This window comes from Thermogemmatispora argillosa (genome assembly GCF_059696725.1).
Window position 1 is genome coordinate 5,190,810 of record NZ_AP019377.1, and the last position, 20,662, is coordinate 5,211,471.

General features: G+C 59.2%; 12 protein-coding genes and 2 rRNA genes. 3 read left to right on the forward strand and 11 right to left on the reverse strand.

The window, feature by feature from the left end:
* Window positions 1-138 precede the first annotated feature (138 nt).
* Window positions 139-1,662: ribosomal RNA gene (locus AC6H1L_RS20260) — 16S ribosomal RNA — on the forward strand.
* A gap of 406 nt (window positions 1,663-2,068) precedes the next feature.
* Window positions 2,069-5,214: ribosomal RNA gene (locus AC6H1L_RS20265) — 23S ribosomal RNA — on the forward strand.
* Together the 16S and 23S rRNA genes form the textbook arrangement of a ribosomal RNA operon.
* Window positions 5,215-5,448: 234 nt before the next feature.
* Here AC6H1L_RS20265 and AC6H1L_RS20270 read toward each other — a convergent pair.
* The 3 genes from AC6H1L_RS20270 to AC6H1L_RS20280 all read right to left on the reverse strand — a co-directional run bounded on the left by AC6H1L_RS20270 (window position 5,449) and on the right by AC6H1L_RS20280 (window position 9,692).
* On the reverse strand, window positions 5,449-6,996 hold the full coding sequence (locus AC6H1L_RS20270) for a (Fe-S)-binding protein (RefSeq protein ID WP_497599263.1): 1,548 nt from the start codon (window positions 6,994-6,996) through the stop codon (window positions 5,449-5,451).
* 194 nt (window positions 6,997-7,190) lie between these two features.
* Window positions 7,191-8,351: an SAM-dependent methyltransferase gene (locus AC6H1L_RS20275; RefSeq protein ID WP_497599264.1), complete on the reverse strand. Its 1,161-nt coding sequence runs from the start codon at window positions 8,349-8,351 to the stop codon at window positions 7,191-7,193.
* Between the two features lie 6 nt (window positions 8,352-8,357).
* Window positions 8,358-9,692, reverse strand: coding sequence for an FAD-binding oxidoreductase (locus AC6H1L_RS20280; RefSeq protein WP_497599265.1), 1,335 nt, complete (start codon window positions 9,690-9,692; stop codon window positions 8,358-8,360).
* Between the two features lie 348 nt (window positions 9,693-10,040).
* Between AC6H1L_RS20280 and AC6H1L_RS20285 the strand changes: the two genes are divergently transcribed.
* On the forward strand, window positions 10,041-10,598 hold the full coding sequence (locus AC6H1L_RS20285; RefSeq protein WP_497599266.1) for a DinB family protein: 558 nt from the start codon (window positions 10,041-10,043) through the stop codon (window positions 10,596-10,598).
* A gap of 236 nt (window positions 10,599-10,834) precedes the next feature.
* Here the strand turns inward: AC6H1L_RS20285 and AC6H1L_RS20290 are convergent, their stop codons facing one another.
* From AC6H1L_RS20290 to AC6H1L_RS20325, 8 genes are all read right to left on the reverse strand, one after another.
* A complete protein-coding gene (locus AC6H1L_RS20290) occupies window positions 10,835-12,319 on the reverse strand; it encodes an FAD-linked oxidase C-terminal domain-containing protein (RefSeq protein WP_497599267.1) in 1,485 nt (494 codons plus the stop codon).
* A gap of 316 nt (window positions 12,320-12,635) precedes the next feature.
* A complete protein-coding gene (locus AC6H1L_RS20295) occupies window positions 12,636-13,598 on the reverse strand; it encodes a hypothetical protein (protein ID WP_497599268.1) in 963 nt (320 codons plus the stop codon).
* Window positions 13,599-13,827: 229 nt separating this feature from the next.
* Window positions 13,828-14,001, reverse strand: a complete 174-nt coding sequence (locus AC6H1L_RS20300) for a hypothetical protein (protein WP_497599269.1) — start codon at window positions 13,999-14,001, stop codon at window positions 13,828-13,830.
* Window positions 14,002-14,028: 27 nt separating this feature from the next.
* Window positions 14,029-14,337, reverse strand: coding sequence for a ribosome silencing factor (gene rsfS / locus AC6H1L_RS20305; RefSeq protein WP_497599270.1), 309 nt, complete (start codon window positions 14,335-14,337; stop codon window positions 14,029-14,031).
* 345 nt (window positions 14,338-14,682) lie between these two features.
* A complete protein-coding gene (mptA, locus tag AC6H1L_RS20310) occupies window positions 14,683-16,194 on the reverse strand; it encodes a GTP cyclohydrolase MptA (RefSeq protein WP_497599271.1) in 1,512 nt (503 codons plus the stop codon).
* A gap of 198 nt (window positions 16,195-16,392) precedes the next feature.
* A complete protein-coding gene (locus AC6H1L_RS20315; RefSeq protein WP_497599272.1) occupies window positions 16,393-18,378 on the reverse strand; it encodes a protein kinase domain-containing protein in 1,986 nt (661 codons plus the stop codon).
* A 250-nt stretch (window positions 18,379-18,628) separates the two neighbouring features.
* Window positions 18,629-19,441 (reverse strand): PIG-L deacetylase family protein, encoded by an 813-nt coding sequence (locus AC6H1L_RS20320; RefSeq protein ID WP_497599273.1) that lies wholly within the window; start codon window positions 19,439-19,441, stop codon window positions 18,629-18,631.
* Between the two features lie 226 nt (window positions 19,442-19,667).
* Window positions 19,668-20,654 carry an HhH-GPD family protein gene (locus AC6H1L_RS20325; RefSeq protein WP_497599274.1) on the reverse strand — a complete coding sequence of 329 codons (987 nt, stop codon included), beginning with the start codon at window positions 20,652-20,654 and terminating at the stop codon, window positions 19,668-19,670.
* Window positions 20,655-20,662 lie beyond the last annotated feature (8 nt).

Sequence of the window (20,662 nt, forward strand, 5' to 3'; positions counted from 1 at the left end):
TCGCCGGATGATCCGTCGGGGAAGGCAGCGCAGATGGCCCTGACGTCCAGAAACGATATGGCGGATGGCTGGCTCAGCGGAGGCTGGGGAGTCATCCGCTGGAGATAGAAGCTCGACATCACGTTCATTGCTTTGAACTGGATGGCGAGTTTGATCCTGGCTCAGGACGAACGCTGGCGGCGTGCCTAACACATGCAAGTCGAACGCTCTCCCCGCGAGGGGAGGGAGTGGCGGACGGGTGAGGAACACGTGGGTAACCTGCCCTGCAGTGGGGGATACCGGTGCGAAAGCGCCGACAATCCCGCATACGGTGGCGCCTTGCGAGAGGCGTCAGGAAAGCTCCGTGCCGGAGGGCGCGGGGCGCTGCAGGAGGGGCCTGCGCCCGATTAGCTTGTTGGTAGGGTAAAGGCCTACCAAGGCGACGATCGGTAGCTGGTCTGAGAGGACGGCCAGCCACACTGGGATTGAGAGACGGCCCAGACTCCTACGGGGGGCAGCAGTGAGGGATCTTCGGCAATGGGCGCAAGCCTGACCGAGCGACGCCGCGTGCAGGAAGAAGGCCTTCGGGTTGTAAACTGCTTTTCTGGGGGAAGAGAAGAGGACGGTACCCCAGGAAGAAGCCCCGGCAAACTACGTGCCAGCAGCCGCGGTAAGACGTAGGGGGCGAGCGTTGTCCGGAGTTACTGGGCGTAAAGGGCCTGTAGGCGGTCTGGCAGGTTCCCGCTGACAGCTCGCGGCTTCACTGCGAGAGAGGCGGGAAGACGGTCGGACTAGAGGGCCACAGAGGGACATGGAATTCCCGGTGGAGCGGTGAAATGCGTAGAGATCGGGAAGAACACCGAAGGCGAAGGCAGTGTCCTGGGTGGTACCTGACGCTGAGAGGCGAAAGCTAGGGGAGCGAACGGGATTAGATACCCCGGTAGTCCTAGCCGTAAACGATGACCACTAGGTGTGTGGGGAGATCGACCCCCTGCGCGCCGAAGCGAACGCAGTAAGTGGTCCGCCTGGGGAGTACGGCCGCAAGGCTAAAACTCAAAGGAATTGACGGGGACCCGCACAAGCAGCGGAGCGTGTGGTTTAATTCGATGCAACGCGAAGAACCTTACCAGGGTTGGACAAGCACGCTGAGGGTCCAGAGATGGGCCGGCCCGCAAGGGAGGCGTGCTCAGGTGCTGCATGGCTGTCGTCAGCTCGTGCCGTGAGGTGTTGGGTTAAGTCCCGCAACGAGCGCAACCCTCGCTCTCGGTTGGAGGTTTCCGAGGGGACTGCCGCGCACAACGCGGAGGAAGGTGGGGATGACGTCAAGTCAGCATGGCCCTGACATCCTGGGCGACACACACGCTACAATGGTCGGGACAGCGGGCAGCGACCCGGCGACGGGAAGCGAATCCCTAAAACCCGATCTCAGTGCAGATTGCAGGCTGCAACCCGCCTGCATGAAGGAGGAGTTGCTAGTAACCGCCGGTCAGCACACGGCGGTGAATACGTTCTCGGGTCTTGTACACACCGCCCGTCACACCACGAAAGCCGGCAACACCTGAAGCCGTCGGGCTAACCCTGTGCTAAGGCATGGGGAGGCAGGCGTCGAAGGTGGGGTCGGTGATTGGGGTGAAGTCGTAACAAGGTAGCCGTACCGGAAGGTGCGGCTGGATCACCTCCTTTCTAGGGAGTCGGAGGCTGGGAAGCAGGACAAGGCTGCTCCGCGCGGAGCGGCACCGTGAACCTGCTGTGTTCCCCCTCCCTTCCAGGTCGATCCGTTTCGCCTGATGGCTGGTTCGGGGGAGTACCTGAACACAGGTCGGCGAGGCGTGCTCTTGAGAGAGGGCACTGCGCGATATCGAGGCCGTGAGCGAATGCGGCACAGCCTCTGCGGGTTTTCCACTTTTCAGGTGTCGGGGAGGGCGCGAGCGGCGGACGGCGAGGCTGAGAGCCTGAAGTCAGTAGCGGCGCTTCTCGTAGCCTGGCACCAGCACCTTAACAACTGAGAGCGATTCTTGTTTCAATTTTGCCGAGAGTAAACAGGTCGTAGACAGCAGTAGTCAAGGCCGAGTAGAGGTGGACAGAGGATGCACAAGCGAGAAGCGTACGCGGGGGATGCCTAGGCGCTGAAGGCCGAAGAAGGACGCGGCGAGCGGCGAAACGTTCAGGGGGAGCTGCTGGCAAGCGATGATCCCTGAGTCTCCGAATGGGGTAACCCCTCCGGCGTGATGGCCGGAGATCGGCGGCCACTGGGCCGACCGAGGGGCAGTGGGTGAACTGAAACATCTTAGTAGCCCGACGAAGCGAAATCAACCGAGAGGCCCTCAGTAGTGGCGAGCGAACGGGGCTCAGCCCAAACCGTTCTGGGACCGGCAACGGCTCCCCGAGCGGGGTTGGAGGGCCAGCGCGGGGCAACGCCCGGCTCAGCCGAGGCTGTACCCGAAGTGGCTGGAACGCCACACCAGAGAAGGTGAGAGTCCTGTAGGGGAAACAGCTCAAGCGGGGTTGGCGCTGGTGCCTGAGTACCACAGGGCACGAGGAACCCGGTGGGAAGCAGGGGGGACCACCCTCCAAGGCTAACTACCTTCAGCGACCGATAGCGGACGCAGTACCGTGAGGGAAAGGTGAAAAGCACCCCGAGAGGGGGATGAAAGAGGACCTGAAACCGCGTACGCGACAAGCAGTCAGAGGCCCATGCCGTGGGCGGCAGGCCGCTGGGTGAGCCAGGCGACTGGGGAGCCCAGGCAGGCGGACCACGAGCGGGCTGATGGCGTGCCTTTTGCAGAATGATCCGGCGAGTGCATCGCCGTTGCCGCAGGTTAACCTCCCGTGAGAGGAGGGGAGCCGGAGGGAAACCGAGTCTGAAGAGGGCGCCGCTTCCAGGGAACTGGGAGCAGGTAGCGGCGATGGGACCCGAAACCGTGTGAGCTACCCATGGCCAGAGTGAAGCGGATGTGACAATCCGTCGAGGCTCGCACCCACTGGTGTTGCAAAACCAGGGGAGGAGCTGTGGGTAGGGGTGAAATGCCAAGCGAACACGGAGATAGCTGGTTCTCCCCGAAATGCATGGAGGTGCAGCCCGCCGCGGCAGCGCTGGGAGGTAGAGCGCTGTGTGGGTGCGGGGCCAGGAGCTGGTTACCAAGCTCACGCAAACTGCGAATGCCCAGCGCGGCAGGCCGACAGGCCGTCAAGAGGGGCGGCGGAGTGAGTCTGGCGGGGATAACCTTGCCAGACGAGAGGGGAACAACCCAGACCACCGGCTAAGGTCTCCAAGGGGCTGCTGAGTGGGAAAGGAGGTCAGCTGGCCCAGACAGCCAGGATGTTGGCTTAGAAGCAGCCATCATTGAAAGAGTGCGTAATAGCTCACTGGTCGAGCGAGCTGGCGCCGACAACACCAGGAGGCTGAAGCAGCCGACCGAAGCCGTGGAGCCTTGTGGGTGACGTGGGCGGACCACGCGCCGCGAGGCTGGTAGGGGAGCGTTCCGCGAGCGGGGAAGCCGGACCGCAAGGACCGGTGGAGCGAGCGGAAGTGCGAATGCCGGAATGAGTAGCGCCAAGGGGGGTGAGAATCCCCCCCACCGAAAGCCTAAGGGTTCCTGGGCACCGTTGATCGACCCAGGGTGAGGCGGGCCCTAAGCCGAGGACGGTAGGTCGTAGGCGATGGAGAGCAGGTGGAGAATCCTGCCCCAGAGGGCGTCGAGAAGAGCGAAGGGGGGACGCGGTAGGGAAGGTGAACCCATCGAGTGGACAGGATGGGCTGCCTGCCGGAAGCGAGGCGCCGAGGGAAAGCCCGGCGCCAGGAGGCGTGACCGCAGGCACGAGCCTCCGAGAGGAGGCGACAAGTCACCGGCCCCCAGGCCGCCAAGAAAAGCCTCTAGCCAGACGGCCCTCTGCCCGTACCGCAAACCGACACAGGTAGGCAGGGAGGTAAACTCCCGAGGTGAACGAGTGAGCCTCTGTCAAGGAACTCGGCAACTTGGCCCCGTACCTTCGGAAGAAGGGGCGCCTTCGTAGCTGGCGCTGACCGGAGGGGCGCTCCGAGAGGGGCGCGTAGAGCAGGTCAGGGCTGGTGAGGAGGCCGCAGGAATAGGCCCAGGCGACTGTTTACCAAAAACACAGGTCCCTGCGAACGCGGAAGCGGAGATATAGGGGCTGACTCCTGCCCAGTGCCGGAAGGTGAAGCTGGCGGGTGAGCGCAGCTCGCCAGGGAAGCCCCGGTGAACGGCGGCCGTAACTCTAACGGTCCTAAGGTAGCGAAATTCCTTGTCGGGTAAGTTCCGACCCGCACGAAAGGAGGAACGACCTGGGCGCTGTCTCGACAGAGGGCTCGGCGAAATTGCAGTACCCGTGAAGATGCGGGTTGCCCACGACAGGACAAAAAGACCCCGTGGAGCTTGACTCTAGCCTGGCCTGGTGCCGAGGGCACACCTGCGGAGGATAGGTGGGAGCCGAAGAAGCCGCCCTTGCGGGGGCGGTGGAGGCGCCGGTGAAATACCACTCTGGTGTGTTGTCGGGACTCATGCGGAGCCGGTGGAGCCCGGCCGCAGACAGGGCTAGGTGGGGAGTTTGACTGGGGCGGTCGCCTCCTAAAGGGTAACGGAGGCGCCCAAAGGTTCCCTCAAGGTGGATGGACATCACCTGAAGAGTGTACAGGCAGAAGGGAGCTTGACTGCGAGGCTAACGAGCCGAGCAGGGACGAAAGTCGGGCTGAGTGATCCCACATGTCCGAGTGGAAGGCGTGTGGCGCAACGGACAAAAGCTACCCCGGGGATAACAGGCTGATCCTGCCCAAGAGTTCCCATCGACGGCAGGGTTTGGCACCTCGATGTCGGCTCGGCGCATCCTGGGGCTGGAGTAGGTCCCAAGGGTTGGGCTGTTCGCCCATGAAAGCGCCACGTGAGCTGGGTTCAGAACGTCGTGAGACAGTTCGGTCTCTATCCGTCGTGGGCGAGAGGAAGCGTGAGGGGAGTCCGCTCTAGTACGAGAGGACCGAGAGGGCTTGACCGCTGGTGAGCCGGTTGGCCTGCCCAGGCCAGAGCCGGGTAGCTACGTCAGGCGAGGAGAAGCGCTGAAAGCATCTAAGCGCGAAGCCGACCCCAAGAGGCGCTTCCCGCTCCAGGCGGTAGTCGCCGCCGGAGATAAGGTCCCAGGCAGACGACCTGGTCGATAGACCGGAGGTGGACACCTGGTAACAGGTGCAGCTGACCGGCCCTAATGACCGAACGGCTTGTGCTCTCTTTTCACCTCAGCTCTGCCAGGCTATGCTATCTACGACTCCTCTCGGCAAAATTGAGGCAAGAATCGCTGCAGTTGTAAGCAATCTTAAGACTTAAGCTTTTATTATTTGATGGTCGCTTTATCATCAAGGGAAGGAGGAGCCTGCTAGCCATAATGCTGGCAAGCTCCTCCTTTTTTGTATGTCTCTCCTTGGCCCGGTGCCTGGGCCTGAGCGTAGGATGAGACCGCGACTTAGCGTGAACGGCGGGCCAGCCAAAAGCCGATCAGTGCACCGGCGCTGGCTCCCACGCCAGCCAGCATAGCACGCTGGCGCCGTCGCCGGCGGCGCGCCGCTGCAGCTGCTGTCAGCTGACGATAAAGGCCAGCAGCCCGGTAAGCCTGGTCAAGCAGTTCAACAGGGTGCAAGACGCGCATCCTTAAGCCGCGCTCGCGGATACCCAGGGCGATCTGCATCATGCAGCCTGGATTGCCAGTAACAACTGCCTCTGCTCCAGTTGCGGCGATATTGTTCATTTTTCTTTCTAAGAGCTTACTGGCCAGATCCTGATTTGTGATATTGTAAATGCCTGCACTGCCGCAGCACCAGTCAGCCTCTTTCAGCTCTACCAGCCGTAGGCCAGGAATGCTTTGCAACAAACGACGTGGTTGCTGCTTAATTTTTTGGCCGTGGATCAGATGGCAGGCATCATGATAAGTGACAGTGAGCGGTATCTCCCCCATGTCCTGATTGAGCTCGATTGAGGTCAGAAACTCACTGATGTCCTTCACCTTAGCACTGAAGGCAGCAGCGCGCTCAGCGTACAGAGGATCATCGGCCAAAAGATGGCCATATTCCTTCAAGTTGGAGCCACAGCCCGCCGAATTAATGATGATCGCATCACAGTGGTAGGCCTCAAAGACATCGATATTGTGGCGTGCCAACTCTCGCCCACGCCGCGCTTCGCCGGCGTGGACATGCAAAGCGCCGCAACAGCACTGCTGTGGTGGCGTAATGACTTCGCAGCCATTAGCGGCCAGCACTCGGATGGTAGCCTCATTGACATCGCGAAATACCTGGTCCATGATACAGCCGCTGATAAAGCCAACACGATAGCGGCGTTGCCCCAAAGCTGGCGTAATCTCCGGCAGAGGACGAGCGAAAAGAGGTCCCCGAGCCGTGGCCATTAAGGCCTCCGGTGTCTTAAGCTGACCGCGGAACGGCGTTGGCAGAGCATTTACCAGGTCAAGCAGGCCAGTAGCATGGACCAAGGCCTGAAGACCACTGCGCTGATAAAGCTTGAGCGCCGCGAAGAGAAGCGTCGTCATCGAGCGCGAAGGCAACAACAGATCGAAAAAGGCCCGGCGCAGCAGGCGCGTAGTAGGTGACTCTAGGGACGCGGAAGCAGTGCCGTTGGCTGACGCACGGGCTGAGGCCTGCTCTGCGCGCTCGATCTCTAGTTGAATCTGCTCGCGAGCGGCTTCGATTAGCTTCCCGAACTGCACACCCGAAGGACAGGCCGTCTCACAGGCTCGGCAACCCAGGCAGCAATACATGTGCTCTACGAACTCTGGGCTGATAGCGATTCGGCCCTCTGCCACCGCCTGCATTTGGTAGATGCGCCCACGTGGTGAGTCCATTTCAACCCCAAGCAGCGCGTAGGTGGGGCAGGTAGGCAAACAAAAACCGCAGTGGATGCACTGGCGCATTAATTGATAAGTATGCGTGTGACGGCGAAGAGGGCCTTCTGCAGGTGGAGTGACAGGTAGCGTTGTTTCCAGCGCCGTGGAGTGATTGGACATAACTTCCTCCAGACTAATCTTGCTTTGCAGAGGACCGACTGACACTAACCAGAGACATCCCCTCTCTGGCGGTGCCAGCTTCCCTTCTGGTGCCGTGGCCCGTCTTGTTGCCTCCTCTCCTGTCCCGTTCCCTAAGACAAGGCTGGTCGGGCCGGCAGAGTAAGAGGCAGCAAAAAGACGAAGTGGCCTTCTTTCTAGGCCCTCACTGTGGGCGTGCAACGACCAGAGCAAGGCCTGCCCTGGTGCAGAGGAGAAGCAGCCACCACAGTGACCTCCTGACGATTGTGAAAGAGCTGGCGAGCCTTCACGATCGCATAGGTCCCCTCTAGGATTTCTAGCGCCTCACGCAGGACAGGTAACGGCTGGATACGCTTCGTGGCATGTGGCAGCTTGAGCACACTCAGAACGAAGCCTTCGTCTCTGAGCAGTTCAGCTGCGCGTGTCAATAAGCGAGCCGCATCGCGTGCGTCCATGCGCATGTCATTGGTAATCACGGCGAAACGTCGGCCCCGACGCCGAGCCTCAGCAAGGTAGACCTCGGCAGAGCAGCGTCGGTGCTCAAGGCGCGACTGAGGTATCCTGCGCAGAACCGGGGCTAGCGCGGCTGGGTCAACAGCCACGACGCGTAGACCAGCCTGCAATAGAAGGCGTGTCCACCCGCCAGGTGCTGCCCCCAGATCAAGGGCCTCGCCGTTGGCTGGCAGCGTCAAGTTAAAGACTTCCAGCGCCTCCAAGAGCTTCATTTCCGAGCGACTGATCTGCTCAGGCAAACGTGCAAAGTGTCGCTCACCACCCGGCCAGGCACTCAGATTCTCCTCTGCCAGTGAGATCCCCACAAAACCCCGCCCTGCGCTCAGCGCTAACGACAGAATAATACGTGGCTTCCGAATCGATTCAGTCGCCCCCGTTTCTGCACTGATCACCTCGGCTAGCTTCTGATTGATCTGGCCGCTTGTATAGGACAATGAGCGAGCCGGCAGCTGTGGGCCTGGAGACAACAGGCGCGCCTGAACTGCAAAATACTGTCCTGGTCCAAGCCAGGCAAACTCGGGCAATGCAGCCAGAGCGAGGGCGCAGCGGGCGCAATCCGCCTCGATTGCTCCACTTAGCTGAACTGTCGCCTGTGCAGGGGCCAGATGGCGGACAAAAATGGGTGTCTGCTCCATTGCCCGGCGCAATAGCTCCCTGAGTTTGGGAACAGCGCACAGAGCAATTCCCGGCGCCAGCTCCTCTGCCACCTTTAGCTCGTGGCAGAGCGACTGCAGTTCCGTCACAGCAGGCCGCAGAAACTCTGGCTGAGCGGTAACGATCACATATTCTTCAATATCAAAAATGCTGTAAGGCCGTGCCTTCACCGACGACTAGAGACCTCCCACAAAACGACCCTTGACAAAGACCCCACTAGGATCAAGCTGCTGCTTAAGTCGCTGCATTAGAGGAAAATCAGACCCAACTGGCCCCCAGACATCGATCTGGCGTTTGAGCGCAGTTGGACCACGTTCAATAACCAGGCTACCCTTTCCCTCCTGAGCCTGCTGCCGTAAGAGCCTGAGCGCCTCTAGCAGTTCACTACTCACCTCAATAGGACGCAGTTCAAGATAAACGATACCGTTACCGGCGTGGGCCACGGCGGCTACCTCCAGGTTGAGGCGCCGACAGAGCTGCTCAGCAAACTGCAGATAGGCAGCGATTGCTGTAACCAACATCGTTGCCTTACAAGTCAGCTCGCCGCTGGTCTGCAAACGCACGGCCTCCCAAAACGTGTCCTGCTCAGCCCCCTGCAGATCTTCCACCATGAAAGCCCCATACTGACGGGCCAGTAAACGCGTCTCGTCGATCTGGCGGTGAATAGCGCTAAGACTCCCCTCAAAGTCAAAAGCCAGAGTATAGCCGTTAGCGGGCAGCGAGAGACCCGATCGGGCCGCAATTGCCCTGGCGGCATCCCCGTTCAGCAGCTCGATCGCCGTAGGGGTCAAGACAGAGCCCAAGACCGCGCTCACCAGACGCATCGCATCGGTCACGGCGGGGAAGGTCAGCAACAGCGTACGCTCAGCAGCGGGGAGAGGGTGAAGCTTAAAATTAGCCTCAACGATGATCGCCAGTGTGCCCAGCGAACCGATATAGAGCTTATTCAGGTCATAACCAGCCACGTTTTTCACCACACGGCCCCCGCTCCGAGTGATTTCACCATCAGGCTGAATCGTGCGCAATCCAATCACGAGATCGCGAGCCGTTCCGTAACGAAAGCGGCGAGGACCGCTTGCATTAGTGGCCAGAATCCCGCCAATGGTGGCCTGCTCCGCATGCGGAGGGTCCAGAGCCAGACGTTGACCACGAGTAGCTAATTGGCTCTGAAGGGCTGCCAGCGTTATACCGGCTTCAGTCTGACACGTCAGGTCTGCCGCCTCATGTTCCAGCAATCGCGACAAGCGAGTAAGCTCAATCACCGCATCCAGGCCCGTGGGGATGCCACCAAGGCCAAGATGGGCCCCGCCGCCGCGTGGCAAAAGACTCACCTGATAGCGGTGGGCCAGGGCCACCACGCGCGCCGCCTCCTCTGTGCTCGATGGAATAATGACAGCGCTGGGTTGTAATTCGTCAACCGCATAGCGCTGCAATGCGCTGGAATCCAGAAGAACCGTGCTTGCTGGCACCTGCTCATGAAGGGCGGCAATAAAGCTGGCGAAGTCACCCATCAGGTTCTGCTCCTCCAGAAATAGAAGTTAAAAAAGAGATCAGGCCTCTCACTGCAGGATTGCCAGCCGCCTGGCCCGCAGCAAGGCCAGGCCATGTGGCCAAGTGGCGGCAGACAGAGAGTAGCAGGCAGGCTGGCTCCTCGTGGCGCCGTCGCCGATATTATAGCATAATTACTGTTCATATCTCTTATTCTCAGCGACTACGCTCAATCTGCAAGGAAACAAGCCCGGCAAGGCCGGCCTGGCTGGCACAAAGGAAGGAGGAACCAGAGCGAGCCTCCTGATGGCCATCCTTCCCGTCCATTACCTTGCCCGGTTTGCTAGCCTCTGAAGCCAGGAGCGTTTATAATGAGAGCTATGACGAACAAGGCCCGGCAATTTTCCAGCGAGTTTGATCGCATTGCACAGGAAGCGCTTCAACTGCTGCAGCAGGTTCCAGCGGCGCTCCTTGACCATCCCTTCCCGACACCTGAGAGTTATTCCCTCTTCATGCTAGCCACCTACTTAGTTGAAGTCGGGGAGTTCTGGATTGTCGGTCAAATCGGCAAAAAGCCGTATCCTTCCCCAAGCCTGGCTGAATTTTGCGCTGCGGGAACCCTGCCAGCCTTGATTGCCCGCTATCAGCGCTGGCTCAAAGAAGTTCACGACATTCTCGACAGGCTTCCTGACGAAACACTTGATGAACCGCTGCCTTTTGCGCTCGCACCGGGGGGACTGGCACAGATCGCCTCGATGACAGTGCGAGCCTGTTTGCAGCAAGCGGTACGCCACTGCGAACTGATCCTGGAGCATATGCGCTCGCTTGCCAGCTCCCTTCTCAGCAGCGCTGAGGGGCAACTACCAGCCAATGTCTCGGGAGCACCAGCGACACCTGAGGAGCGACAGGATCAGGACGGACAAAGCTGAGCCTGGATGGCGCGCCTGCCCGTCAGGCTTGCTAGCCAAGCAGCCGACCAGTTTGTGCCTCCTTCCTATGCTCTAACACCGCCTGCTTGCTAGGGACGAGCAATGTAACCCCACTCTGAAAGCAACCAGACGAGCATGGCTCTACAGCCAACCGTCAACTGATCAGTGTCCCTGAAGCAACCCTTCGGCTCTGACGGCCCTCCTATCTCTCTCGCTTTATGGACAAACACTAGTGGTCAGAGCTGCTTCACTTCGACACAGCGGCCTGGGCGTGGGAAGAGTTTGCCGGGATTAAAAAGCTGCTCTGGATTCCAGGCTTCACGAACCTTCTGCATCACGTGCAGATCTGCTGCGCTAAAGATGAGAGCCATCTCCTCTTGCTTCTCTATCCCTACGCCATGTTCTCCGGTGATAGAGCCGCCGACCTCAGCACAGACCGCCAGAATCTCATGCCCCGCCTGTCGTACTCGCTCGACCTCGCCAGGCACCTGCGAATCAAAGAGGATCAGCGGATGAAGATTCCCATCGCCTGCATGGAACACATTGCCCACGCGTAGGCCATAGTGGGCGCAGATCTCGCTCACACGGCGTAGTACATAAGGCAACTTTGTGCGCGGAACGACCCCATCCTGCACATAAAACTCAGGGCTAATGCGGCCCACCGCCCCAAAAGCATTCTTGCGGCCCGCCCACAGCAGCTGACGTTCTGTCTCATTAGCAGCAATGCGCACCGAGCGGGCATGATTGCGCTGGCAGATAGCCACGATACGCGCTGTCTGGTCTTCCACTTCTTCGCGCAGGCCCTCGGCCTCCAATAGCAAGACCGCAGCGGCATCTAGCGGGTAGCCAGCATGCATATCCGCCTCCACGGCCTGCAGGATCATCTGATCCATCATCTCAATCGCAGCGGGGATCATACCGCTAGCAATGATCTCAGAAACCGTATTAGAGGCATCATCCATGCTGTTGAAGACCGCTAGCATTGTCTTCACTTGCTCTGGCAGGTGGACAATGCGTGTAACGATCTTGGTCACCACGCAGAGCGTGCCCTCAGAACCAGTAATCAAGCCTGTTAAGTCGTAGCCTGGTCGATCTGGCGTCCAGCCACCCACCTCTACGATCTCGCCATCGGCGGTCACAATTTCAAGGCCCAGCACATGATTCGTAGTCACCCCATAGAGCAGCGTATGAGGGCCACCAGCGTTCTCCCCCACATTGCCGCCGATCGTACAGGAACGCTGGCTGCTCGGATCGGGCACATAGTAGAAGCCGCGCGGATTGAGCGCATTACTCAGATGAAGGTTGACCAGGCCCGGCTGGACCACAGCGCGCATATTTTCATAGTCAATCTCCAGAATGCGATTCATGCGGGCAAAAGCAATCACAATGCCCCCATAGATGGGAATTGCGCCGCCGCTCAACCCTGTACCGGCGCCGCGAGGTACCACCGGAACGCGATGGCGAGCCGCAATCTTGACTATGCCCGCGACCTCATCAGTTGATGACGGAAGAACCACAATATCTGGCCGGCTTCGATCGATCGAGGCATCGTACTCATACAACATCAAATCGTATGGATCGTGGAGTACATAGCGCTCACCCAGTAAAGCGCTCAGCTCGCGCACCACCTGAGCCTTACGCTCCTCGGAAAGGCGCTCGAAAGGAGGAGCTGCTGCTGCTGATCCCCCGGCGCTGGTCACTGACAACTCTGTAATGCTCATAAGCCTGGCCCTTCTTCCAGAGGCGCTGCCACATTGCCGCGCCTGTGCTTACTTCTGTCTCTATCGCTCCAACTTCCTGCTTGCTCTGGTCCATAGCGAGACCAAGGGAAGGAAAGAGCAACCTACCACAAAGGGCGCATCCTTCCAAGAGAATGATATCACCTTGGTCGGTAATCTGGAAAGGAGGCTGAGCGTGCACTAAGCTCTCCACAAAGCTGGGGCGGTTAGCCTGCTTGTGGCCTGAGACAAGCAGCCTCCTTTCCCTGTCCGCCGTCATCGAGGAAACGACAGTGCGACTGAAAGAGAGGCGAGAGAACTAGCCAGCCCTGGGAGGAGAACGGAAGAGACGCCAGCACCAAAGAAGGCTACCGCCCAGAGCAAGAATCAGGCCAGAGAGGGCCACCGGACGCAGCCAGCCGGGCCCACCGAGAGATTCTTCCGCTGAGGAAGGCTCGCTCAGCGAAGCGGGTGGGGAAGAAGACGGCGAATGATCAGCCTCCCTGGGCTGGGCCGCCGTTGTTGTGACGGCTGGCGAGGGTGACGGCAGGCGCAAAGTGGTCCAGGCCGGCTGAGTGCCGGCAATTGCCGGGGTCGGGGTGGCAAATCGCGCAGATGGGACCGTCTGGCCGCTATTGGATAGTCTTCCTGTACTGGCGGGGGAAGCCGTTGACTGAGTTGCTTTTGGGGTCGGCTGCGCCGAGGGCTGAGCTAAGGGAGCATTACTGCTCCCCGGCGTCGGAGCAGTTGTCGTATGCCAGGTCTGAGAGCCATCGCTCACACGGGCAAATGACTCGTCGCTGTTCAGTTGTGGAACATTGACCTCATCAATGACAGTGGAACCATCGATGAGTAACCGGAGCATAAAAGAGCCAGAGGGGAAAAAGGACTGGGAAGCTGGAAAGACCACGAGAAAGCCGTGTGGAGGTAAGGCCGAAGCGAGCGGCAGCAAGAAAGGGGCAGATTGAGGGCCGGTATCAAGTGCCGCGTGGACTGCGAACAGATCAACAGGTTGATCAAGAGGGTTATATAGCTCGACCCAAGCGTCATGGTTCAAGAGAGCCGTGCCAACCGAAGCACAATTCCACGGGCTGGCCGGTCGAGTAAGAACCTCGTTCAGCAGGATGGCATAGGGATGAGACGGAGGGGGGAGAGCATCCGGTACTGCGGGGGGAACAGGGGAGGCGCAGCCATGCGCGGCGGCAGCCTCACCTCCTTTCGCAGTTAAAGCAGACAAAAAAAGAAAAAAAGCAAGGGCAAGTAAGACTACCGTATACCGCACATGTGCCTCCCTACTAACCTTCTTTTCTTTAATATCTTGCTTTTACTTATAAAGATGCGTGTATGTAGGCGAACGCAGGCAAGACAGCAGGATGACGAGCGAGGACAACCCTCCGGGCCTATCTGCGCGGAGGCTCCTGGCTGGCACTACCGGCTTTTCCTGGATGAAGGACGGCAGCAGTCCGCGCCGTCAGCCATCGTAGAGTAGAACCAGCGCCACGCTCTTAAAATCACTGATACAGATACTCAAACGGGATAGTGCGTCGCCGATTCAGCAGCTTGCGCAAAGCCTCAACACTGCTTTCTCCAAGTGTGAAAGCAATCACCGAGCCGATAATGAAACCACAGATGCCCCCGAAAGCCACCCCTTCGAGGAACATCCGGTTGCGCAGAAACGTCATCATTGACCACCTTTTCTAGAGTAGAGTCTGCTATTGCAGGTAAACTACCGTTTTTGCCTCGCTCCACAGGCGTTCGAGCCGGTAGTACTCTCGCTCTCTTGGCCCGAAGATATGGACAATCACCGCACCGAAATCCAGAAGGACCCAGCCGGTAGAGGCATTGCCTTCCTGGTGTAGCAGGCTAGCGCCCTGTTTCTCCAGCTCCTCCTCAAGAGCATCGGCGATGGCCTGGATCTGGCGCTCATTGCTCCCGCTACAAATGACAAAGTAGTCGGCGATACTGCTCAGGCCCTGAAGGTCGAGCAGGACGACATCTGACGCTTTCTTATCAGATGCCACGTCAACCGCCGTCCTTGCTAGTTTACCTGGGTTCAAAAGCACGCGTTCCACGGTGACTCTTGCAGGACCTCCGTCTTGTCTGCAGCCAAGGAGAGACAGACTCTCTCAGACTGATGCGGAATTCATTGTGCGCTCTATTGTAACGGCATTATAACACGTTGGAGAGAAGTTGTTAAGAGGCCTGCCGGGGGGAAAAGAAACCTCAACCAATTGGGGCAAGGCGAGCGCCAGAGGAGCTAGTCCAAGGCTGAGGGCTTCAGCGAAGGAGGCGGGGGGCCAGCCCGGAGCCAGCCGGGCTGGCCGAATCCCGTAAACAGCGGAATTGCTTGCTGCTGGATGAATTGGCTACTCGATGCTCCTAAGCCACTCCTCCCGCGTCGTGTGGTGTGCCAGGGGAGTTTGCTCGCGAATCTCGGCGCGCAGTTCTGCCAAGGTGCCCCAGCCCTCCGCTACCACATCATACTTGTGAATCGTCTCCTCATTGCGCTGGCTGGCCCAGACGAAAGTATCGGGAGGCAGGTGCTCATAACGCTCGATGACTGCGCGCAGCATCTCGCGCACGACATCCTCGACGAAGCGCGGATTAGCGTGAGCTTTGTTGACCACGTACAGCTCATCTGGCCGTTTCAGTAGCGCATAGTTCTCCGAGCTCATAGCATTCTCGGCGATGCTAATAAGCTCTTGAGCATCGACCAGTTCCTGCGTGCCAATCATCAGGACCGCGCGTCCACGCTGGTTATGGGTCGCGAGCGGTGTGACATCAAGCATTTTCTCAATGGCCTCATCCGGGAACCCCTCTTCGCGCAAGCGAACGCGAGCGAAGGAATGCACCATATCCTGAGCGCAGGGGCAGGCGACCATACCCTCGACCTCAACCCCGACCAAACGGCGCACTCCTTTGCGCGTTGCCACGGCCTGAGCCAGCAGCCCGTAGACCTCCTGAGTTGGGCGCCCCGAAATGGGGGTCCATTTCTGCAGTGGATAAGCTGTACGCAGATAGGCCTCAGCCCGTAGCACCTGCTGACGCTCAACGATGCGGCAAGCCAGGTGCTCGGCCAAAAGCTCGACGCGCGGCCAGGCTGTCAAGCTCGTCTCGTCTAGCACCTCCTCCAGGGCCTCGCTGAAGCGTGACATATGAACGCCCGCCCTGACAGGATCAAGGTCAGCATAGAGATCAAAGGCGATCTGCAGCCACTGGGCTCGCTCATCGCTACCAATCAAGATGACCTTCTGCAAGCCCGCAACGCCTACCCGGCCCAGGCGCACATGCACCGCTGGCCTGCTGTTCTGAATATCGTGTTCCAGAGGAACACGCAAGTTGTCTGCCAGCTTCTTGACGCCGTCCTGTGGCACTGCATCCCGCAATTCGCTGATGCTGCGTCCACTGGTCGGATCAGTCAAGTGTGGAGCGATCTCAGCTAGCGGTACCAGCACAAAGGCGCGCTCCGTCATTCGTGGATGAGGGATAGTTAAGTGCTCTTCTTGTATCTGCAAATCATCATAGAGAAGGATATCAATATCTATTGGTCGCGGCCCGTTGCGGATGGTTGGGCGGCGTCCCAGGGCGGTTTCAATGGCTTTGGCACAGGCCAGTAGCTGCTCAGCGGAGAGGGTTGTGCGCCCGGAACAGACCATATTAAAAAAGCGGGGCTGCTCAGTGTACCCCACCGGTTCTGTCTCGTAAACCGAGGAGACCCTGCTGATTTCAACAACCTCCCGCAGGCGTTGCAGCGCTGCGGCCAGATTCGCGCGCCGGTCTCCCATATTTGAGCCGAGCGCCAGATAGACAGTATGCGTTTTAGCTGGAGATTTGCCATTCGACGAATACCCGGCTGAGGCAGTCAGGTCCAAGCTCATAAAAAAAGTGATCCTCCTGGAAGCCCCTTCCATTGTTGACGGATAGCATCCTCATCGTATTGTAACACCGGGCGGAAGGTTTTCCTTCCACCCGGGCAGGCTGGTAACTTGCGGGAGCGTTGGGAGCAGGACTGCACTAGGCCGATAGCTGCAGAGCGGGCGTGGGAATCGAAGGGGGCAGGCCGGGCTAACTCGCTGCTAACCCTGGTATTCGAAGACCCAGATGTCGCTAAAGACAGCCTCGCTACCGTTATTGCTGTCGCCTCCCACTAGCAGCCCAATCAGGCCCTCGCTGTAGGCTGAGTCGGAAAAGCTGTTGATGACAAGCTGATTGTTGATGTAGAAGCGGAACGCGGAGCCGTGAGCCAGGACCATAAGCATGTTGGGAGCGTTGTAGCCGGTCTGGATGGCGTTGGAATGGGTCCAGTCAATCAGGGTCAGCCAGGCCTGGGGATTAGTGCCTGTGGCGCGCACGAAACGATACTGGCCCTGGCTATTGATTTCGAAGACATAAAAACTCGGTGTAGCCGGATCGAGACGGAAGACCAGGCCACAGAAGTCACCACGCAGCAGGCGCGCCTGTACCTTGATCACGGCATCTGTCATATGCTCCTGACTCGAAAAGCACCAGGCGGCCTCGTGTGGCCCCAAGGTTTGTACATGGTAGCCCTGGGCCGAGAAGAAACACTGACTACCAGAGCTGGCCCAACCGCCACCGGGGCTGCGCAGATCGTACTGATAGAGCAGGTTTCCTGCTCCAACCGAGGAAGAGATACCAGCGGTAGCTTGCGCACGCGAGCGCGCAAGCTGAGTCGCCATAACATTGGCCTGGGCGATCGCGGTCTGCGTGGCGTGGAGTTGCTGAGGGCTCAGCGTCACGCTGCCACTCCCGCTCCCTTTACCGGCAGATGGTGAACCCCGCCAGAGGCTGATGAGGGGAACGAGCAGCAAAACCAGCAGCAGGCAGGCCGCAATGAGTGAGAGCAAGCGAAAGCGGCGACTGGGCAAGCGCTTGATGGTAGCACTCGCTGCCAGAAGGGTGCTTTCGCTGGCGACGACCTCTTGAGGTGGAGGCGCGACTAAAGAGGCGCTCCCACTGGCGTCTTCTTCTGCCTGGCTATCTGTATCGGGCTGCTCTGGCAAATCGGTCAACGGAAAGAGCTGCGGTGTCGCTGGGGGGCGCACCATTTCCCGCTCCTCGTCAGGGACGATAAAGGTCTCTTGCTCTGCCAGGCGGGATGGACTGGGCGTAGCCTCCGCCTGACTGTCTTGGGCGATCAGGGTAGAATCATCGTTGCCTGCTGATATGGCTGTACTCTGATCTTTAAGGGCTAGTGGACCAAAGCGGGTACGTGCGCCGCGACCGCGCTCCTGTTGCAAAGCTCGCCAATAAGCGTTAGCTAGCTCCTGTGCCTCCTGAAAGCGCTCATTGGGGTCCTTGGCCAGAGCTTTGAAAATCACCTCTTCAACAGCGGGCGGAATCTCGCTATTAAATTCGCGGGGCGAGGGCGGTGGCGTTTGAATATGGCGCAAGAAAATGGCCACCGGTGACTCAGCCGTAAATGGCACACGTCCAGTAAGCATCTGGAAGAGCACAACCCCGAGCGAGTAGATGTCACTGCGATAATCGCTAATGCCGTTTGACTGCTCCGGGGCCATGTACTCCGGCGTGCCAACGATCGTACCGTCGCTAGTAAGCGATTCAGCCCCCATAATAGCTTTGGCCAGGCCAAAGTCAGCAAGATAGGCATAACCGTCAGGTCGCAGCAGAATATTCGACGGCTTGACGTCGCGATGGAGCACGCCATGATCATGCGCGTACTGCAGCGCCGAGGCGATCTGGTCCAGAAAGCTCGCTGCTTCTTCCAGAGTCAGGCGCTTGCGCCGATGCAGATAGTCGCGCAGCGTTCCTCCCTCGACGTAGGGCATAACAAGATAATACCAGGGACTTTGCTCTCCAAAGTCGTAGAGCGGTAAAATGTGATCATGGGACAGGGCGCCGACTGCCAGCGCCTCCCTCTCGAAACGTCGGATAAATGACTCGTCTCGTCCGTAGAGCACCTTAATAGCGACCTGCCGCTTGACGCGGCGGTCGTAGGCCACATAAACTTCGGCCATGCCTCCTTGGGCGATGCGGCGGCGTAGTTCATAGCGCCCAAGCGTGAGTCCTTCGATCCCCTTCATCCTATGACTCCTGATCCGTTGCCTCGCTCCGGTAAAATGATAGCTACCTCCAAGCTGGCCGTTCTGCTCTTTCTCTTTTCTGGTTAGAAAGCCTCTCTGGCGTATAACGCACCTGTTGATGACCGGGCCTTATTATATCTATTTTTCGGAACAAGTATGGATCATTTTATGACCATCATACCATATGGAAGGCCCCTGGCAGGTGGTTCGCACCACCTGCCTGCAGGAAAGTACCGTTCTGCTGGTCTAGCTAGCGATAGCGAGGGGTCCAGTAGCGTTCGAGATGGACGGTCTCAACCGGGCGAATATTGTGGGTATACTCGTCCATCAATTTATACATAGATTCTTTATCGCCGAAGATCGCGGCGATCTGCGAGGCATACATCTGGGAGGCTTCCTGGCGCAGGGGCAGCAACTCAGACATCTCGACGTAGGCTGGCTCCAGCGTATCGCCGAACTCGTGTAGGCGTCGTTCCAGCTCGCCGAGGCGGGTAACGTAGGGGAAATCCTCATAGAACTTGACATTAGCACGGCGCTGCACCAGGCGATCGGCTGCCGAGCAGACCAACTGATGATCGACGTGGTGACCCACGCCAAGGGGTGCATACCAGACGGTATCAGGGAGCCGTTCGCTCAGGCTCACCAGCAATTGGCCAAGCTGCTGGTCGATACTCAGATCGGCGGGATGAATGCTACCGAATAGCTCTTCCTCGCGCGTATAGTAAGGAGGATCGCCGCGATAGATGGCATCGAGGTAGTCCAGCCAGAGATAGTCGGCCCCGAGATAGTCGAGGGCCCGTGCATCCTCACGTCGCCGGATCTCCACCGCCTCGCGGGCATCGTGGCCAAAGCCCATGCTCTGATGGACAGCGGTGGCCAGCGCGCTCAGCGGCTGGTTGGCCGGTGGTAGACCGCCAAAGACAGTGATGACCAGGGGATGCAGACCGCAGCTAGCCTGCAGAGCAATGGTCCCTCCGCAAGAGAAAACAACGTCATCGAAATGAGGAGAGAGAAATATATGTCGATGCTTTCTGGCGATATCGGCAATACTTTGTAGCTGCAAGGGTAAGCCCTCCCGTGAGTAGTTCGATGAAGACCACTGGATGCAAGGTGGCCCCGCGGGATGCTGAGGGGGCCGCAGTCTCCACGCAACATATCATACACTATGTTGCAATGCAAGGGAGACGGCGATTGCCTTCGTGGGAGGGCCGACCGAAGGCTAACCGCGTGAGCGTGAGGGCACTGCGGCGTGTGCCGTATGGCCGCTTCGCAATCGGGGGCTGCCTTATCTAAGGCAGCCGTACCCCTTCCTCCTCGTGATAGTCAACCAGCCCGTCACGTGCCAGGCGGCTGACAAGCTGCCGGAGCCAGGGGAGGTCGGCCTCGGTATAGGATGGCTTGATACGTGGCCCTAGCTCGTTGAGGGGAAGGCGCTGCTCTGGCGGCAAGGTGCGCAGCAGAGCGACGATGCGGCCCCGGAAATAGCGGTCGGTTTGGGTGAAAGGCTGGGCCTGATAGCCGCTCTTCTTCTCGGCAACCTTGCGTAAGGTACGAAAGACCGCTCCCGAGGGGAAGAGACTCTGAGTGCTCAACTCGCGGTAGGCCGCGCAGGTCTCGCGGACTGGGCAACGCTCGCACTGAGGGTTAGCGCTCGTGCAAATCGTTGCCCCCAGATCCATCAGGGCCTGATTCCATTCATAGGCCTGACCGGAAGGCAGGACCTGTTCGGCCAAGGCCAGGATCTCGCCATCGTTGAGGCGTGATGCGGGATACTCTAGGCCGATAAAGAGCCGATGAAGCACACGGCGGATGTTGGTGTCAACCGTGGCTACTTGCTGACGATAGGCGAAGCAGGCAATGGCTCCAGCGGTGTAGCGCCCAATCCCTTTGAGCTTGAGTAGCTCCTCTAAGCTGTCGGGAATACGTCCCTGGTACTGGGCGACAACCTGGCGGGCGATGGCCTGTAGACGCACGGCGCGCTGGTTATAGCCCAGAGGCACCCAGGTCGAAATGACCGCTGCCGTAGGCGCGGCGGCCAGGTCCGCCACGGTGGGAAAGCGACTGAGAAACTCGTGATATTTGGGAATGACGCGCTCTACCTGCGTTTGCTGGAGCATCATTTCGGAGACCAGGATGGCGTACGGATCGCTGGTTGCGCGCCAGGGCAGCGGACGCTGCTCGCGGGCGTACCACTCCAGCAGAAGATGATGAACCCGCGCGAGCTGTTCGGGCGCGGGTTGCGCGACGGTCGAGGATGACGGTGAGCTTTTACGCATAGACTCCT

Excerpts from the sequence above, each read along its gene's own strand:
- AC6H1L_RS20270 (WP_497599263.1), bottom strand. The coding sequence starts at position 6,996 with ATGTCCAATCACTCCACGGCGCTGGAAACAACGCTACCTGTCACTCCA.
- AC6H1L_RS20280 (WP_497599265.1), bottom strand. The coding sequence starts at position 9,692 with ATGGGTGACTTCGCCAGCTTTATTGCCGCCCTTCATGAGCAGGTGCCA.
- AC6H1L_RS20285 (WP_497599266.1), top strand. The coding sequence starts at position 10,041 with ATGAGAGCTATGACGAACAAGGCCCGGCAATTTTCCAGCGAGTTTGAT.
- AC6H1L_RS20290 (WP_497599267.1), bottom strand. The coding sequence starts at position 12,319 with ATGAGCATTACAGAGTTGTCAGTGACCAGCGCCGGGGGATCAGCAGCA.
- AC6H1L_RS20300 (WP_497599269.1), bottom strand. The coding sequence starts at position 14,001 with ATGATGACGTTTCTGCGCAACCGGATGTTCCTCGAAGGGGTGGCTTTC.
- mptA (WP_497599271.1), bottom strand. The coding sequence starts at position 16,194 with ATGAGCTTGGACCTGACTGCCTCAGCCGGGTATTCGTCGAATGGCAAA.
- AC6H1L_RS20315 (WP_497599272.1), bottom strand. The coding sequence starts at position 18,378 with ATGAAGGGGATCGAAGGACTCACGCTTGGGCGCTATGAACTACGCCGC.
- AC6H1L_RS20325 (WP_497599274.1), bottom strand. The coding sequence starts at position 20,654 with ATGCGTAAAAGCTCACCGTCATCCTCGACCGTCGCGCAACCCGCGCCC.